The sequence below is a fragment of the Paenibacillus sp. BR1-192 genome (genome assembly GCF_029542445.1).
In the GTDB taxonomy this organism is placed as follows: Bacteria; Bacillota; Bacilli; order Paenibacillales; family Paenibacillaceae; genus Paenibacillus_AQ; species Paenibacillus_AQ lautus_A.
Map to the genome: position 1 here is coordinate 3,150,327 of NZ_CP120718.1, position 16,903 is coordinate 3,167,229.

A 16,903-nucleotide genomic window follows, 5' to 3' on the forward strand; every position below is an offset into this window, starting at 1 on the left:
TGGTATGGAAAAAGCCCGAAAGCCGGGGCTTTTTTTGTTTTTTATCTGCATGGACATGATTTTTTTCGAAAATGACTTGAAAGTGACGTCGCGTCATCTTGTATAGTGGAGTTACCGGAGAACTTAAGAAAGCAGGTGATGAGATCGATTCCCATTCAAGAATTGTCCAAACAGACGGGCATTACGGTAAGAACGCTTCGCTATTATGATCAGATCGGCCTGCTGATTCCGGCAGCCAAGACTCCGGGTAAACACCGGATATACAGCGAGGAGGAGCTAAAGAAGCTGCAGCAAATTCAGTTTCTGAAAAAGCTGGGCTTCAGCTTGCAGGAAATTTCGGATATGATTTCGAACCCGGAATGGAACTGGTCATCCAGTTTGATGAATCAGTTGGACTTCGTGAAGAATGAACAGAACAAGCTGAACCAAATGGAATCCGCGCTCCGCGCCGTCCTGCATAGCATTGCCGTGGAAGGGGAGACAAGCTGGGATGTGATTCAGAAGCTGATCCATCTCTCAGGAAGAGACCCCTCATTAAAGCATGCGTTCCGACAACAAATGTTTGAGAGGCGCGAAGAAGAGCTGCTGGACCTCCTCCCGAATATGAACAGCACAGATCCGGATTCGCTAGAATGGATCGCTCTGCTGGGACAGCTTAAAAAGCGTATGGAGAACGGACCCGGTTCTCCTGAAGTACAGAGGATCATCAGACGCATGGATGAAAAACGCCGGGAGCATTTTGAAGGCGAAGACCCCTTCGTGGATAAATTGTGGGAGATCCGCAAATCTCCTTCGCAGTCCGAGCAGATGGGCTTGTACCCCATTGAGGAAGAGCTTCTTCAGTTTATGGAGCTGGCATTTAATATCTATGCTACAGGAGTGGAAGAAAAACTAGACGAAGAGGGGGAGACATCATGACAACGGAACTGCTGCTCTCCGTAGGTGCGTTGTCGCTCTTGGATACCTTGAGCCCTGCCACGCTCGGCGTAACGGTCTATTTGCTGTTGACGGAGCGAGATCGGTTGATCACCCGATTATGGGTCTATTTGTTTACGGTGGCAGGCTTTTATTTCCTGGTTGGTGCCGCACTGATGCTCGGTTTGGATGCTGTTCTTCAGAGCGTAACAGGCATTTTTCAGAATCGAACGGTAAGCTGGGTTATGGCTGTTACCGGCGGCGTTTTGTTTGCAGCCAGTTTTTTTGTCCCGACGAAAAAGACGACGGAACCGCGACGTCCAAGCTCCAAAAGCCTCGGGGCGATGATCGGGCTGGGCTTCACCACGTCCCTGCTGGAGGTGGCAACGGCACTGCCCTATTTTGCGGCGATCGGTCTCATGACATCGGCCCAACTAACGCCGGTTCAATGGGTCCCCCTCCTGGCTGCGTATAATGTGATCATGGTGCTTCCTCCGCTCCTATTGCTCGGTGCACACCTTGCATTTGGCCGCATGATGCAGCGTCCGCTGGAAAAGCTGCGGCTGAAAATCGCCCAGAACTCCGGATCGGTGCTTTCGTGGGTTTTGTGCATTGCGGGACTGATTTTGGTGCTGAACAGCATAGACAACCTATAATGATCGCCTCTCGTTTTTTTCGTTCCCGGCTTCCGAAACCGAGGAGCCTGCTATGTATTCATATGAATCTCGTTATGATATATTTATCGCAGGGTTCATCGACCGTCAGACACCTCGGTATAAGGTTTGCTGAAGATGTGCTTTGATCCAGCAACACAGCTCCAAACATGATAGGGGGTTATCCATTGAGCACACGGATTTTAGAACGGTTAAGAGAAGAGACGGCAGCGCAGCATGAACAAATCGAACAGAATCCATACGCGAAAGCTGCATTCGACCAGACCCTGACGATTGATCAATATCGATCGTATTTAGCGAAGTTTTACGGATTCATTAAACCGGCCGAAACGAAGTTAATGGCAGAGGATGCCGTGAACGATATGGGATTAGATATGTCGATTCGGATGAAGTCGAAACATTTGGAAGAAGATTTGATGCATCTGGATATGACTCAGGATGAAATAAATCAGCTTCCGCTGTGCAGCCGGCTGCCCGAGCTGGGCACGCCTGCGCAAATATGGGGGTATCTCTATGTGATGGAGGGGTCCACGCTCGGTGGCCAAATCATCACGAAACAACTGATGAAGTTCTTGCCCGTGAGTCCAGAGTCGGGCATTCGCTATTTCCACGCATACGGTCAAGAGACCAAGCCAAGATGGACCGAATTCCGGGAAGCGCTGCTGTCGAGCGGCTTGAAGGATTCCGATGAAATCATCGATTCGGCGAAGGAAACGTTTCGTTTGCTGGATGCTTGGATCCGAGATTCGGCATAGACATCACAGTCATCTTATTTCAAATAATAGAATCGCATGGAAGACCGTGATGAGAAACCGCGTAATAACGCGGTTTTTTGTGTTGGTTCTTTTCAGATCATTCATATGACAAGGCATGATCGGCAAGAAGGAAGGAGAGCCTTCATTCATCATCTCAGCTCTCTCGCTATAGCCGCAGGCTATAACTAGATATAGCTTATTTGAGTTACACTATATCGGGCAATACGTGATATCTTTCTTGTAACAATTTGTATAGGAGTGTTACATAGATGGCAAAAAGCAGTGTACTGGGATATCCGCGTATAGGCGCTGATCGGGAATGGAAGAAAGCTTTAGAAGCGTTCTGGGCGGGCAAGCTCGAAGAATCGGAGTTTCACAAACAGCTGCGGGAGATTCGGTTGAATCATTTGCGCAAGCAGCAAGAGAGCGGAATTGATCTGATCGCCGTCAATGATTTTAGTTATTACGATCATATCCTGGACACGGCCACCATGTTCGGCATCGTACCCAAGCGGTTCCCATATGAGGGCGGCATTGTTCCATTGTCTGTATATTATGGGATTGCACGCGGCACGAAGGATGCTACAGCAAGTGAAATGACCAAGTGGTTTAACACCAATTATCACTACATCGTGCCGGAATTGGACGGAGCTGTTCCGGTTCTTACCGAGAATAGGCCGCTTGCAGCCTATCGGGAGGCCAAAGAGAAGCTCGGCATTGAAGGCAAGCCGGTCATTGTCGGTCCGCTCACCTTCTTGAAATTGTCCAAAGGCTACCAAGCCTCGGAAACGGATGCCTGGCTTGATAAATTGCTGCCTCTGTACGTTCAGATCCTTCGGGAGCTCGCACACGAAGGCGTTCAATGGGTACAGATCGACGAGCCGATCCTGGTTACGAAATTAAGCGAAGCCGATCTGGAGCGATTAAACACCATCTATGAAACGTTTGCGGCTTCGGCACCCGGCCTAAACATCATGCTGCAAACCTACTTCGAATCGGTGGAAAACTACCAGGACATCATCCAGCTGCCGGTTAGCGGCATCGGCCTTGACCTGGTGCACGGATACAAAGGCAATCTGCAAGCCATCCAACAATCCGGATTTCCGGCGAACAAAGTTTTGGGTGCGGGGATCATTGACGGACGCGGAATCTGGAAGGCCTCGCTTCGCGAGAAGCTGTCGCAATTGGAGGAGCTGACGAAATATGTGGCCGCCGAGCGCTTGATCGTGCAGTCTTCGTGCAGCTTGCTTCATGTACCGGTGACGGTAAGCAAGGAAACGAAATTGCAGCCTGAACTAAAGGACGCTCTCGCTTTTGCAGACGAGAAGCTGATTGAATTGGATCTGCTGACGAAAGCCATCTCCACGGGAGCTGCCCGGATCGCGAATGAACTGGAACATAACGACCTTGCGCTTCAGGCGCTTAAGCAGTCGGAAGAGCGTAATCGGCTCGATGTTCAGCGAGCTGTAGCCGAGGTTAGCGCTCAGAATCCGGCTCGCAGTCTTCCATTCGAGGAGCGTCATGTCGCCCAACAGAACAAGTGGAACCTGCCTATATTCCCGACGACGACCATCGGCAGCTTCCCGCAGTCAGCCGAGGTGCGCAAGGCTCGCCAGGCGTGGCGCAAGGGGGACTGGAATAACGAGCAGTACGAGCAATTCATTCACGAGCAGATCGATATTTGGATCAAGCTTCAGGAAGAGATCGGTCTGGATGTGCTTGTGCACGGCGAGTTTGAAAGAACGGATATGGTGGAGTTTTTCGGAGAGAAGCTTGGAGGATTTGCCTTCACCCAGTTTGGATGGGTGCAGTCCTACGGCTCCCGCTGCGTGAAGCCTCCTGTTATTTTCGGCGACGTGGCATTCAAGCAGCCGATGACGGTAGAAGAAACGAAATATGCGCAGTCGAAGACGAGCCGTCCCGTGAAAGGAATGCTGACCGGGCCGATCACGATCATGAACTGGTCGTTCGTACGCGAGGACATCTCAAGGGAACAGATTGCGTACCAATTGGCTTATGCCCTCAGACAGGAAGTCGAGGCGCTCGAGCAGGCCGGCATCGGGATGATTCAGGTTGACGAACCCGCAGTCCGCGAAGGGCTGCCGCTGAAGGAAGAAGATCAAGCCGAGTATCTCGCATGGGCTGTAAAAGCCTTCCGCATGACGACCTGCACGGTGCAGCCGACCACGCAAATTCACACGCATATGTGTTATTGCGAGTTCCATGACATGATCGATTCGATCGAGGCGATGGATGCCGACGTCATCTCGATCGAAACCTCGCGCAGCCATGGCGAGCTGATCCATAGTTTCGAGGTGAATACGTATAAACTGGGGATTGGGCTCGGGGTATACGATATCCACAGTCCGCGGGTGCCTCGCGTGGAAGAGATGACCGGCATGATCGAACGGGCACTGCGCGTATTGGATCCGAAGCTGTTCTGGATCAATCCGGACTGCGGCCTCAAGACGCGCGGCAAGGAAGAAACGGTTGCCTCCCTTCGTAACATGGTTCAAGCCACGGAGATCGCCCGTTCGTCCTACTCGCTGAACGTGTAGCAGCCGCAGATTCAAACCTTCGGCGGTTCGATTGAGGTCGATATCACGTTGGACGTTTCGGGTGATTACTGGTCGCACTGGCTTAATGGATATAATTAAGATATGAATTTCGGGAAAGCCGCACCTTGTGCGGCTTTTTTTGTGCTGTAGGATGTATCAGCTCCAAACCTATGAAAATAGTTTTCACAGTTTTGTTTCGGACACAAGTTGTTGACATCTTGGCAAAATCGTTGTCACATCCGGCCTTTATATTCTTCTTATGGAATCGTATCTAGCACGATCACCCAGAAGGAGGAGCCATGATTGATCACAAGAAACGCAAAAAATTCCCCATCCTATTCTATGTTCTGCTCATTGCCATCATGTTTATTGTCGGATTCAGATTGGTAGTCAACACAGGTGCATCCACGGTGGAAATGGTACCGGCATCATCTGCCGAACGCGCGGAGCCCTACCAAACACTTCCTGCCATGCCCAATCATCAAGGGACATTTCGGATCGTCATCGACCCGGGCCATGGAGGCAAAGATCCCGGAGCTACTGGCGTCAGCGGCGCTTATGAGAAGGCGTTCAACCTGTCCCTTGCCGGACGGATTGCAGCCCTCCTTGAGGAGGATCCTATGTTTGAGCCTCTCTTGACGCGCACGGATGACCGTTTCATCGAGCTGGAAGAACGGGCAGCGATCGCGAATGATTGGAATGCGGACGCCATGATCTCCATCCATGGCAACACGTATACGGACCCCATGACGTCGGGGACCGAAACCTTATACCGGCATGAGGACAGCATTCCTTTGGCCCAAACCCTGCAGGAGCATGTAGTGAAGGCGATTGGCCTTCGTGATCGCGGTGTAAAGGAAGAGCAGCTAAAAGTGCTGTCTACACCGACGATGCCAGCCGTGCTGATCGAAGCGGGGTATCTGACCAATGCCGAGGATGAACGTTTGCTGCTGAGCGATGAAGGACAAGAGCTTGCGGCACAAGCCATCGTGGAAGGGCTCAAAGACTACTTTACGGGCTCGGAACGACTTTCGTATGAGCTGCAAGCAAAGGGGGATTTAGATAAACCGCCCGGGCCCCCTTTAAGCGGGACCGGGAACCCATCCATGGAGAAGAAGGTGCACTTTAACGGATCGGCAAAAGACGGAAAACAGGTCGCCCTCACGTTCGATGATGGCCCGGATGCCGTTGTTACGCCCCAAATCCTTGATATTCTAAAGGAACATCATATTAAAGCTACCTTTTTCATATTAGGAGACCGGGCGGAGAGACATCCCGAGACCGTGCGGCGAATTGCAGAGGAGGGGCACGCGATAGGAAACCATTCCTGGTCGCATCCCAACTTCAAGGAGTTAACGATGGAGGAAGCGACGAAGCAGATAACGGATACGCAGGAAGAACTGAACCATATTATCGGTTATCGGCCATCCTTGTTCAGGCCTCCTTACGGCGCTTTGGATGCGGACAAGGAGAAGGCTATACAGAATATGGAATTAGCGATCGTGAACTGGTCCGTGGATACGATGGATTGGTCAGGGGTGTCCGCACAGGAGATCATGAGGATCATCGACACGCAGTTGAAGCCCGGAGGCATCATTCTTCAGCACACCGCAAACGGGAAGAATCAACTTGCCAACACGCTTGAAGCCCTGGAGTTGTTCATACCGGATTTGAAAGACCAAGGCTATTCATTCGTCACCGTACCAGATCTGCTGCTTTTGCCTGAATCTCAGCCTGAATGAACTTGTTACTATAGATGGATTTATCATAAGCAGCCCGTATATGCTAAAATCGATTCATTAAACCAGGTCAATGGAAAGAATGGAGACTTCATGATAAAAACAAAAATTCTCATTATCGAAGATGAGGAGCCGATCGCCGATCTGCTGGCTTATGGCCTCGCGATGGAGGGTTTTGAAACCCGTACCGCGTCCAGCGGTGCCGCAGGCTTTAGGGAGCTTGCGGCATTTCATCCCGATCTGCTGCTTCTGGATTGGATGCTGCCCGACCAAAGCGGGCTCGATATATGCAAAAAAGTAACAACGGACTACAACATCCCCATATTCATGATTACGGCAAAATCCGACATTACGGATAAAGTGCTCGGTCTTGAATTTGGTGCCGATGACTATATTACGAAGCCCTTCGATCTGAGGGAGGTGGTCGCCCGAATTCGCACGATCCTCCGGCGGCTGGATCAGGCGAACCAGGGGGATAGGGAAGGGACGCCGGAAGCGGTGATCCGCTTTAAGGGCATCGAGATCGTAACGGAAGAGCGACTGGTCAGGAAAGACGGAAGCCCGGTTGATCTTACGCCGAAGGAATTCGACCTGCTCATGACCATGTACGGTCACCGGGGGAAGATTTATACCCGCTCGGAACTGCTGGATTTAGTCTGGGGTTATGATTTCATGGGGGATACGCGGACGGTGGATACGCATATTCAGAGGCTCCGCAAAAAATTGGATGCCGGCGATCTGATCACAACCGTATTCGGCATCGGGTATAAGTTCGAGAAGCAGGCGGAATAAGAGATGATCCGGACCATCAGAGCCAAGTTTATTGTTGGTTTTTTTGTGATCTTCAGTCTGTCGTTCCTCGTACTTAATCAAACCGTCAAGGAGATCATTCGGACAAGCAATCAGAAGATCGTAACTTCCGATCTGGTCGGACTTAAAAACAACAGCAATGTATATGTAAGGCAAGCTTTCCTTATCAATCATTTTACGAACAATAAGCTATATTTCGGGCAGATGGCCGAGGAAATGGTGAATGATTTGAAGCATGCTACCTCCAGCCATGTCAGTGCGTACACCGTCGACGGCAAGTTGCTGTTCTCATCGGACGAGAGACGATTCTCGGGACCCTCGGATGCGGATCTTCGCCAAGCGATCGAGGGAAAGACGGCCTATACCATCACCTATGGCCGAAACAGCGGAACCGTTCTCTATTCATATCCGGTTATCATCGACGGAGTCAAGGTCGGCATATTGAGGTTTACCAAGGATTTTACCCTGCTCTACGAACAAAGCGGCCGGATCATGGACATTATTTTTTACATTGCGCTGGCCATATTCGGAGCAGCGTTCCTGTTCTCGTACCTGCTGTCCAGGAATATTACCATACCGTTAGTGAAGCTTACCCGCGCTTCCACTGAAGTAAAGAACGGGAACCTGGATGTTCGAATCCGGTTTCGGCGAAGAGATGAAATCGGCGAACTGGCTCTGAATTTCAATGACATGATCGACCGGATCGGTAGCCAGATATCCACGATTGAGCGTGATCGGGATCGCTTGAAGGTGCTTAATGCGCAGGAGAAACGTTTTTTTGACAATGTGACCCATGAACTCAAAACGCCGCTCACCTCCATTCTGGGTTATGCCGAGATCATTCGGGAGAAAGGGGATGACGATCGGGAGTTCTTCGATAAGGGCATGAATCACATCGTTGAAGAGAGCCGACGTCTGCATGCCATGGTGCTAAGGCTGCTGGAAGTATCGCAGCACAACGGAGGCGAAGAGGATGTAGAGCTTGTGGATTCGGGGAAAATTTTGCGTGATGTAGTTGACTCCATGTCGTTCCGGGCCAAGCGCTATAAAAAGAGCATCGTTTGCGAGGCAGAGGAAGGGTCCTCCGTCCTTGGCCAGCCAGACCGGCTGCGCCAGCTCTTTATCAATCTTCTGGATAATGCCATCAAATATAGTGCTGCCCAATCGGAAATAACCGTCAAGGCTGAGCGTGCGGACGGAAGCGTTCGTTATACCTTCGATAATCTGGGAGAGCCCATACCGGCGGACGAGCTTGCAAACGTCTTTCAGCCGTTCTACTCGGTGAGCCAGAAGCAGAAGGAAGAGGGCAGTGTGGGTCTGGGCCTCAGTATCGTTAAATCCATCGTCGATGATCATGGCGGAACCATCCGTATCATCAGCGAGAATTTTCATACTGTCGTCTACGTTGAAATTCCTTATGTAAAGGCGGGGGCTGTCCAATGAGATATCGTTATAAAGGGCTTGTTTTATGCATTACTATTGCCTTGATTATACTGACAGGCTGTTCAAGCGGACTGCAATCAGAGACCATCATTATCCCCGGCGCGGAAACGGAACAAGCCGTGGATGAGGGAAGCCGGCCTTTCCAAGTGAGGACGATTTATCGAATGCCAGAATCCAAGGAACAAGGGGAATTGCTCGGCTGGTCATCATTCGAGTCGGTGGTCGGTCTTTTTTATGAAACCGAAGCAGTAAATGCGGCGAAATTGAGCTTGCAGCGTTTTTCCCCCCGTACGAGCGAGCCGACCATTTGTTGGAGATTGAAATGAATAAGTTCTCGTATCAATTATCCCCCAATGGAAAATATGTTTCAGGAATTGCCAAAACGGATGAGGGCGTTTTTCTGCAATTGACAGCATATCCGGGCGGGGAGGTGGAAAGCCTCGAAGCTACGACGGAAGCCAATCAGGAGCTATGGTTTGAGGAGCCGGCTTGGTCCGGCAACAGCCGGTTCGTAAGCTATATGGTGATGGAATCAAACAAAAGGCAGTCCAGTATCGGGATTTATGATACGGAATCGGAATCGGCACGTGTTCATCGGTTGAAGGGTCTTGAAACGGAAGCCCTTCCCTTGAAAGTGATTGTCTCGGATGACGGGAAGATGGCGCTCATCGTTCTGGATGAATACGGTCACGGTCGTCGAATTGCTATGGGAGCCGTCAACGGCAATACGATTGATGTTCAGTATGAGCATGAAATCGGGGCAGACCAAGCCGCATGGTTGAACGACGACCAATTCGTGTTTTTAGGAACGGAGGGAACCTTGTACGTATATGACCGCAGAAATCACGAGCTGTCCATTCTGCTGGAGAAGGTGGATAGCTTTGAGTTCTCGCAGGATCGCAAATATGTCGCCTATTCCCAGAACGGGGAGGATACGATTTATGCAGGTAAGCTTCAAGGGAAGAATGTACTGAGCGCAGAGCCCATCTATCATGGCGTCATACCTTCTAAGATGTATTGGAGTCCGGACCATCGCCGGCTGCTCGTGAACGGCCGCAAAAATTATTCCAAAGAGAAGGGACCGGTTGCGATCGAACCCACGGATCAACAGCCATTTATAATCGAGTTCAAGTAAAGGGCTGAGGGTTCTTCGACCACCCGAAGCGATTTTTCACGATGCGACAGATTGAACGGCTAGGCGTTCGGTCTGCCGCTTTTTTCATGGATTCCAAGAGTACATTCATGTCCATTTAGAGATTTGGCATTCTTTTGTAGAGAGGATTGACAGATCAAACCAAAAGATGTTAAATTATCCGGCAACCAAACCTTGGCCGATGGGGTTTATATTATGAGAGCGCCGTACGATTAACGTTCATTAGTGAAGGGGGATATGATAAAAGTGAGTAAGATCGCCCGTAACCTAAAGGAAATCAAGGCGGTATCGCGATGAGTGACAGGTCATGGCGTATTTTTTTTGCAATCGTGGCGTTGATCATATTGTCGGGGGCGGTCTTTTCATTAGTTCAATCCAGAACGACCTACAAGGAGTTGATGGGCAATCAGATCCATGACACGCAGAAGATAGATAAAATTATCATTGAGAGAAGGGGCAGTTCTTACGATGAGGAGCGAATAAGCATTTCCGATCCAGCGACCATTGAACGGATCCTGAGCAGCTTCTCCGACGCGAAGTTACAAAGGATCGACCAAGATCCAAGGGGGACGGATTACTGGATCTGGATTGATGTCGAATACAAGCACTATCTAATCCATTATACGGAACCGGATATCGTCCGGATTTCTCCGTATAGAGGCATACATAAGAAATATTCCTGGACATACAGGATCACCAATGGCTATGATAAGTCGATCATTCAAGATCTCTTTAAGGAAGAATAGCAGGTGACTTCAGACTAGGGCAATTTTGTAATCATGGCAGATTAAATTTTATGAAAAGATGAGGAACCGGACGATGAAGCTAACCGAACAAAATTTGAGCAAAATGCAGAATATCATCAAGGAGCATCAATTCGAACATGCCGCAGAGTATTTAATCGAGCATACGCGGCAAGGCGTACGATTATCCAAAAAGAAGCTGGAGGACTATGCCGAGTCAAACAACTCGCGCTTTGGCGGTGACCCGGATCTTCCCGAAGCGGTGGAGTGGCCCCTCAATTCGGAGGGAAAACCGATGACGTTTCTGGCACAGCTCCAGTTGAAGGATGTGGCAGCTCAGGACGCCACTAGCTCGCTGCCGACAAGCGGAATGCTGTATTTCTTCGTTGGCGTGGATGAACCCGCCTATAACATTGAGCACCGCGTGCTCTATCTTCCCGAGGGTCAGAGTTCGGGAGCGGTTCGACGACGCGCTCCCGAGGAAACCGCGTTAGACGAGGTGTTCACCGGCTACCGTGTGGAGGCCCGAGCCACGTTGGAACCGCCTAATTACGGTTATGTGGATGATGAGCTCATCGAGGATGACGAGCATGATTATGAATCATACGAGGAGCTGTGCTTTCAATTGACGGGCCTAGATTCCGGCGACGTCGGGACCATCTTTGGCTACCCTTCTACCCAGCACGGCGATTGCGAGTTTGAGGCTGCGCTCATGCTGTTAACCGGTTCGGAGTACAATTACTCTATGGATGCAGCCATGCATCAGATCACCAAGCATTGCGGCGGCAGCGCGGAACGCGCGCAGCAGGAAATTCAGGATACGGTGCTGCTGCTGGCTGTCGATTCGGACGACGATGTCGGTTTTTGCTGGTGGGATGCGGGAGAACTGCAATTTTTCATTCGAAAAGAAGATCTGCTGGCCAACCGTTTCGAGCGCACGTATTGTTCCCTGTACTCAAGCTGATCGTCAATCAAGCAAGTTAGCAATATCTTAAGGCAGCGATGGTAGAGGAGCAGGAATACAGCAGGTACATATGGAGGTTATGGAACCATGAAGGAGAAGGTTTTGAAGGCATACGACAAGCTGGCTGGGGACTACGAACGGCATGTGGATTCGCAGAGCGGGCACAATGCCTTTTACGAGAGGCCGGCCATGCTCCGGATGCTGCCGAAGAACATGGAGCGGATGTCCGTATTGGATGCCGGATGTGCCGCCGGGTGGTATACGGAGCAGTTGATTCAACGGGGGGCTAGGGTAACGGCGATCGATCTGAGCCCGTCGATGATTGAAGCCTGCAAAAGGCGAGTGGGCAGTGAAGCGACCATCGCTGCATGCGATCTGACCGAGACCCTGCCATTTGCAAATGAAGCTTTTGATTACATCGTAAGTTCATTGACGCTTCATTACATTGAGCAGTGGCTGCCAACCTTTCGCGAATTTCAGCGGGTGCTGAAACCCGGAGGCCGCTTGATTTTCTCCGTGCATCATCCCTTTATGGATTTTAAGCATTTTGACCGGCAAGACTACTTTGCCCGCGAGTTGCTGACGGAGATTTGGAACAAACCGGAGTCCGGTCCCGTCGAGGTCGCTTTCTACAGAAGACCGATGCAAGAAATCATCAACGTGACCTCCTCCTGTTTCAGCATCGAAGAGATGGTCGAGCCGCAGCCGAGCTTAGAGCATAAAGACAAGCCGGAGGCGGAGGCCTGGATGGCAAAATGGTATAATCGATTAATGACGAATCCTCATTTCTTGATCGTGAAAGCCCGAAAATCAAAATAGCAAAAAGGAACCGCTAACCTGCGGTTCCTTTTTGCTATTCACCCGCATGGAGGAGCGTCGGGCAAGAGGACCGAAGTCAGCGGTACCTTTCACGAGAGCGCATCGTTTGCAACAGTAGTTATCAAGCTTCCAACAGATGGAACATTGTTCCGATAGGTGTACTATGGTACGATCGGAATAAGATTCGATCTGTGATCATGGCCGATTCACCACACGCAGATTTGGAGCCTACATAATGGGAACACCTTACTCCGCTGTTATTACGCTGATCGTCACGGCAGGCGTATTGAACATTATCATGGGTCTTTACGTGCTGACAGGACGCTCTAGGCTTGCAACGGTAAAAACCTTCTTCATCTTCAGCATGCTGGCCGCGATTTATACATTCGGTGCTGCACTCGAATTGTCCAGCCGTTCGCTTCAAGAGATTCAGTTCTGGATCAAGTTTGAATATCTAGGGATGCCGTTCTTACCGCCCCTTAATTTATTGATCATTCTGACTTATTTGGGCATGGAACGATATTTGAGACCCGGCCTGCTGATTTCAATGTTTATCATACCGGTCGTAACCCTGCTGCTTGTTATGACCAACGAACGACATCATCTATATTATCGGGATATCCTATTACGGCCGGACGTTTCCGCTTTGAAGGTGGATATCGTGGCCGGACCCTGGTATATCATTCAAGGCGCCTACACTTTCGCCTGCTTGATAGGCGGGGTCGTACTGCTGCTTCGAAGCTGGCGCAAGATGCCATCCTACCGCTTTCAGCTGGGCACGATGCTGATGGGTCTTGTCCTGCCCCTTTTCGGCGATTTTCTCTATCTTGGCTGACTCACGCCCGATGGAATGGACCCGATCCCCGTCATCATGACGTTGACCTCGGCCCTTTATCTCTGGGCGCTGACATCCAAGGGTTTGTTTCATGTTGCGCCGATTGCAAGGGACAATCTCTTTACGAGCATGCGGGAGGGCGTCCTCGTATTGGATCTGGACAACCGTTTGGTTGACTTCAATCCGGCTGCGGCAGCCATGATGCCGGAGCTGAGCCCTTCGTCCATTGGAGAACCGTTACATGAGATGTGGCAGCTTCACACCGCAGAGCCCATTTTCGGTATGGGGGAACGGGAAGGTCCGGATACGGGGGAAGCGGACATTGAAGAGATTCGCTGGCAATTAGGTAACCATTCGCTTCATTATCAGATCAGGTCTTCTACCTTTCGCAACCAGAGAGGACGAGAGGCCGGACGATTAATCGTCCTGATCGACGTGACCGATAAGGCGCGTCTTCAGGAGGAGCTGCGACAGATGGCCTACTACGATGGTTTGACCCGAATCTATAACCGCTCGCACTTTATGAAACTCAGTTACGCCCTTCTGAATCAGGCGGTTCGGAATCGTGAGCCGCTCGTTTTCCTGCTGTTCGATATCGACCATTTCAAACGAATCAACGATGTTTACGGCCACGATATTGGCGACCAAGCCCTGCAGCACATCGTCGAATTAACGCGGAAGACTCTGCGGGCTGAGGACCTGTTCGCCCGTTATGGCGGCGAAGAGTTTGCCGTTGCCATGCCCGGTCTCTCGACTTCGGAGGCAACTGCCGCTGCGGAGCGGATCCGTGCCAAGCTGCTAACGCAGCCGATGACTACGCCGCAAGGACCGCTGATGATTACAGCCAGCTTCGGCGTTGCCGCGGTAAAGACAAGCTCCCATAACGGCACAGTCGATGCGGAAGCAGAAGAAGCTTGGTGGGATACTGAATTAAAGAAGGTATTGAAGCAGGCGGATCGCGCGCTATACGAAGCCAAACGCTCCGGTCGGAACACGATTCGGGTGTCGGATGAGGAGTAATACCAGCATAGACTCAGGCTCAATTGAACCTTCATATGAAAAATAGCGGAATCTATGTGTATAATAGCTATTGGTTGTATAATGAATGCAATGCGATATATCACATCTAAGGGGAGAGAATCATATGTTATGGAATGAAATCACGACACTGGAAGAATGGGAACACATTCTGAGAAAATCCTCCGAACGCGGTCAAGTCATTTTGAAGCACAGCACGACATGCCCGGTTAGCGCCAACGCTTTGGCAGAGTTTGAATCTTATTTGAAAAAGACGCCAAACGGCGATGTGGATTACACCTTGGTCAAAGTTATCGAATCCCGTCCGGTTTCCAATAAAATCGCCGAGGATTTGAACGTGAAGCATGAATCGCCGCAAATCATCTACGTCAAGGACCAAGCGAAGTACTGGACGGCTTCCCACTGGGCGGTAACAACGGAGCACATCACAGCCGTTCTGGACTGAACAACAGCCTGCATGTCGACGGAAAGCAAGGTGTTCATCATGAAAGATCTGGAAGAACTGACATCCATCGAGGCGATCGAACGATTTATTGAAGATCACACCTTCAGTTTTGTATATGTATCCCGGGGCGCAACCGTATATTGCCTGGTTCGGCCGTCAAAGCTGATGGAGCCGTATATCCGCCTGGAGCAGGTCATGACGGGATATTTTGGCGAAGACATAAAGTCTCGAATGGACAAGCGGGTGATCGCGATTCAGGGCGACTTGGAGCAGGAGTCTCTGGGGCTTGGGGCAGAAGACCTGGCCCTGATTGAAGGGCGTATCGATTCCATCATTCATTGCGGAGCTGAGGTGAAGCATTTCGGGGATGCCGACTATTTTGCCCGAGTTAATGTTGAGAGCACGGACCGACTACTTGCTTTAGCCCAAAAGAAACCTAATACCCGCTTCCATTTTATATCTACGCTTGGCATTCCGGAGGACCTGGCGCTGGGCGGCCAATGGGAGGCGATCGTTGCCGGAACGGGCTACGAGGAGTCGTCCATCGAGAATGTCTATACGAACAGCAAGCTGGAAGCCGAGAAGCTGGTCATCAAAGCCGGTAAAGAACGAGGCATTCCGGCAGCGGTATACCGGGTCGGCAATTTGTCCTGTCACTCCGAGAACGGAAAATTTCAGAAGAACATAGATAACAACGCGTTTTATCGCATGCTGAAAGCGATGGTGCTGTTGAAGAAAGCGCCTAGCGTGAAGTGGCAAGTGGATATTACGCCGATTAACTATGCGGGGGAAGCGATTACTGCGCTGCTGCTTCAGCAAGAGACCATCGGCCGAGTATTCCATATCTGCAATCCGGTTGCCATTCCTTACGAGGACATGGTGGAGCATTTTAAAGATTATGGATATGACATTGCCTTGATGGACTGGAAGGAATACGAGGCATGGTTATTGGATCCGCAGCAGCCGAAGAACAAGGAAGGCCTGGAGCTGGCCATGGCACAGTTTGAAGGCGACGGGGCGAAGAATTCCGTTTACCGGTATACTTGTCCGCAAACTTCGGAATTCCTCCGTAACACGGGCGTGAAATGCGCTGTGCCGGACAAGCCGTTTTTTGAAAAGATGATGGATTATGCCGCTGGCATTGGATATTTCGTGAAGCCTGAGTAACGATATTCAGGTTAGCAAGCAAGAAACCGCGAATGCTTTCGCGGTTTTTTTGTAATTTTTTGTGCGTATGGTACGGCAAGGCGGCAAAGATGTTTTTAGGGCTCGATTATGGTACGATCATACTGATTTAAGTCCATAATCACCAAATGAGGTGGCCCATGAATAACGAACAATGGAAGCAGGCAGAATCCGCGCTGGCTTGCATGGAAGTGATCAAGAATGGCACCAACGACCCGGTAACGATTGAAGGCGAATCGGATGACCTGCGCTGTGTCGGAATCGGCACGGATGCTGCGGTATTCGTCTATGAACCTATGCCGGCATATGCTTATAAATTGTATGCTGTGGAGGCGCTGCCCAAGAAGGAAGCGGAGATCAAGGTCTATCAAGAGCTGATGGGCAGTCCTTATTTTCCTGTATTTTATGGGACAGGCGAGCGTTATGTAGCGATCAGCCATGAATCCGGATTAACCTTGTACGATTGCTTGCTCTATGGTGTGCCCGTTCCTAGGCAGGTCATAGAGGATGTCGAAGCAGCACGCTCCTTCGTGCGTAGCAAGGGCTTGAACCCGCGGGACATTCATTTGAAGAATGTACTGCTGCAGGACGGCAGAGGGAAAGTGCTCGATGTATCCGAGTATGTTCAGGATGGCAACGACAAGCGATGGGAGCATCTCATGTGGGCTTACGACAATGTATATCCGCTGCTTGAGGGCAAGAAGCTGCCGCTCTGGGTATTGGAAGCCGTGAAGAACGGATATTACCGTCTTGATCCATCCAGCGTGAACATGCAGGAGTTCGCGGATCGGATCGGCAGATTATTTTTCAGAAAATAGTAGTTGGAT

General features: G+C 50.5%; 17 protein-coding genes. All 17 read left to right on the forward strand.

From position 1 onward, the window contains the following. Positions 1-138 precede the first annotated feature (138 nt). The 17 genes from P0X86_RS14130 (at position 139) to P0X86_RS14210 (ending at position 16,894) form a co-directional block, all read left to right on the forward strand. The gene (locus P0X86_RS14130; RefSeq protein ID WP_277749036.1) at positions 139-918 is read left to right on the forward strand and encodes a MerR family transcriptional regulator; all 780 of its coding nucleotides are present in this window, start codon (positions 139-141) and stop codon (positions 916-918) included. Next, positions 915-1,571, forward strand: a complete 657-nt coding sequence (locus P0X86_RS14135) for a GAP family protein (RefSeq protein ID WP_277748735.1) — start codon at positions 915-917, stop codon at positions 1,569-1,571. The genes P0X86_RS14130 and P0X86_RS14135 overlap by 4 nt, the downstream gene beginning before the upstream one ends. A 185-nt stretch (positions 1,572-1,756) precedes the next feature. Then, positions 1,757-2,344 (forward strand): biliverdin-producing heme oxygenase, encoded by a 588-nt coding sequence (locus P0X86_RS14140; protein WP_277748736.1) that lies wholly within the window; start codon positions 1,757-1,759, stop codon positions 2,342-2,344. Between the two features lie 269 nt (positions 2,345-2,613). Next, complete coding sequence (metE, locus tag P0X86_RS14145; protein ID WP_277748737.1) at positions 2,614-4,902, forward strand: 5-methyltetrahydropteroyltriglutamate--homocysteine S-methyltransferase; 2,289 nt, start codon at positions 2,614-2,616, stop codon at positions 4,900-4,902. Between the two features lie 299 nt (positions 4,903-5,201). Next, complete coding sequence (locus P0X86_RS14150; protein ID WP_277748738.1) at positions 5,202-6,644, forward strand: N-acetylmuramoyl-L-alanine amidase; 1,443 nt, start codon at positions 5,202-5,204, stop codon at positions 6,642-6,644. A gap of 90 nt (positions 6,645-6,734) precedes the next feature. Then, on the forward strand, positions 6,735-7,433 hold the full coding sequence (locus tag P0X86_RS14155) for a response regulator transcription factor (RefSeq protein ID WP_277748739.1): 699 nt from the start codon (positions 6,735-6,737) through the stop codon (positions 7,431-7,433). A gap of 3 nt (positions 7,434-7,436) precedes the next feature. Continuing rightward, positions 7,437-8,894 (forward strand): sensor histidine kinase, encoded by a 1,458-nt coding sequence (locus P0X86_RS14160; protein ID WP_277748740.1) that lies wholly within the window; start codon positions 7,437-7,439, stop codon positions 8,892-8,894. Further along, positions 8,891-9,220, forward strand: coding sequence for a hypothetical protein (locus P0X86_RS14165; RefSeq protein WP_277748741.1), 330 nt, complete (start codon positions 8,891-8,893; stop codon positions 9,218-9,220). The genes P0X86_RS14160 and P0X86_RS14165 overlap by 4 nt, the downstream gene beginning before the upstream one ends. After that, positions 9,217-10,029 carry a hypothetical protein gene (locus P0X86_RS14170; RefSeq protein WP_277748742.1) on the forward strand — a complete coding sequence of 271 codons (813 nt, stop codon included), beginning with the start codon at positions 9,217-9,219 and terminating at the stop codon, positions 10,027-10,029. Before P0X86_RS14165 ends, P0X86_RS14170 begins: the two co-directional genes overlap by 4 nt. A gap of 311 nt (positions 10,030-10,340) precedes the next feature. Then, positions 10,341-10,793 (forward strand): hypothetical protein, encoded by a 453-nt coding sequence (locus P0X86_RS14175; protein WP_192572172.1) that lies wholly within the window; start codon positions 10,341-10,343, stop codon positions 10,791-10,793. Between the two features lie 73 nt (positions 10,794-10,866). Then, positions 10,867-11,754 (forward strand): YwqG family protein, encoded by an 888-nt coding sequence (locus P0X86_RS14180; RefSeq protein WP_277748743.1) that lies wholly within the window; start codon positions 10,867-10,869, stop codon positions 11,752-11,754. Positions 11,755-11,841: 87 nt separating this feature from the next. Continuing rightward, on the forward strand, positions 11,842-12,573 hold the full coding sequence (locus P0X86_RS14185) for a class I SAM-dependent methyltransferase (RefSeq protein WP_277748744.1): 732 nt from the start codon (positions 11,842-11,844) through the stop codon (positions 12,571-12,573). Between the two features lie 235 nt (positions 12,574-12,808). Then, on the forward strand, positions 12,809-13,408 hold the full coding sequence (locus P0X86_RS14190) for a histidine kinase N-terminal 7TM domain-containing protein (protein ID WP_277748745.1): 600 nt from the start codon (positions 12,809-12,811) through the stop codon (positions 13,406-13,408). A 36-nt stretch (positions 13,409-13,444) separates the two neighbouring features. Beyond that, on the forward strand, positions 13,445-14,428 hold the full coding sequence (locus P0X86_RS14195; RefSeq protein ID WP_277748746.1) for a GGDEF domain-containing protein: 984 nt from the start codon (positions 13,445-13,447) through the stop codon (positions 14,426-14,428). A gap of 124 nt (positions 14,429-14,552) precedes the next feature. Next, positions 14,553-14,891, forward strand: coding sequence for a bacillithiol system redox-active protein YtxJ (ytxJ, locus tag P0X86_RS14200; protein WP_090914046.1), 339 nt, complete (start codon positions 14,553-14,555; stop codon positions 14,889-14,891). 39 nt (positions 14,892-14,930) lie between these two features. Beyond that, on the forward strand, positions 14,931-16,058 hold the full coding sequence (locus tag P0X86_RS14205) for an SDR family oxidoreductase (protein ID WP_277748747.1): 1,128 nt from the start codon (positions 14,931-14,933) through the stop codon (positions 16,056-16,058). Positions 16,059-16,216: 158 nt separating this feature from the next. Further along, entirely contained in the window at positions 16,217-16,894 is a 678-nt protein-coding gene (locus tag P0X86_RS14210) for a serine/threonine protein kinase (RefSeq protein WP_192572166.1), read from the forward strand. Positions 16,895-16,903: the final 9 nt, after the last annotated feature.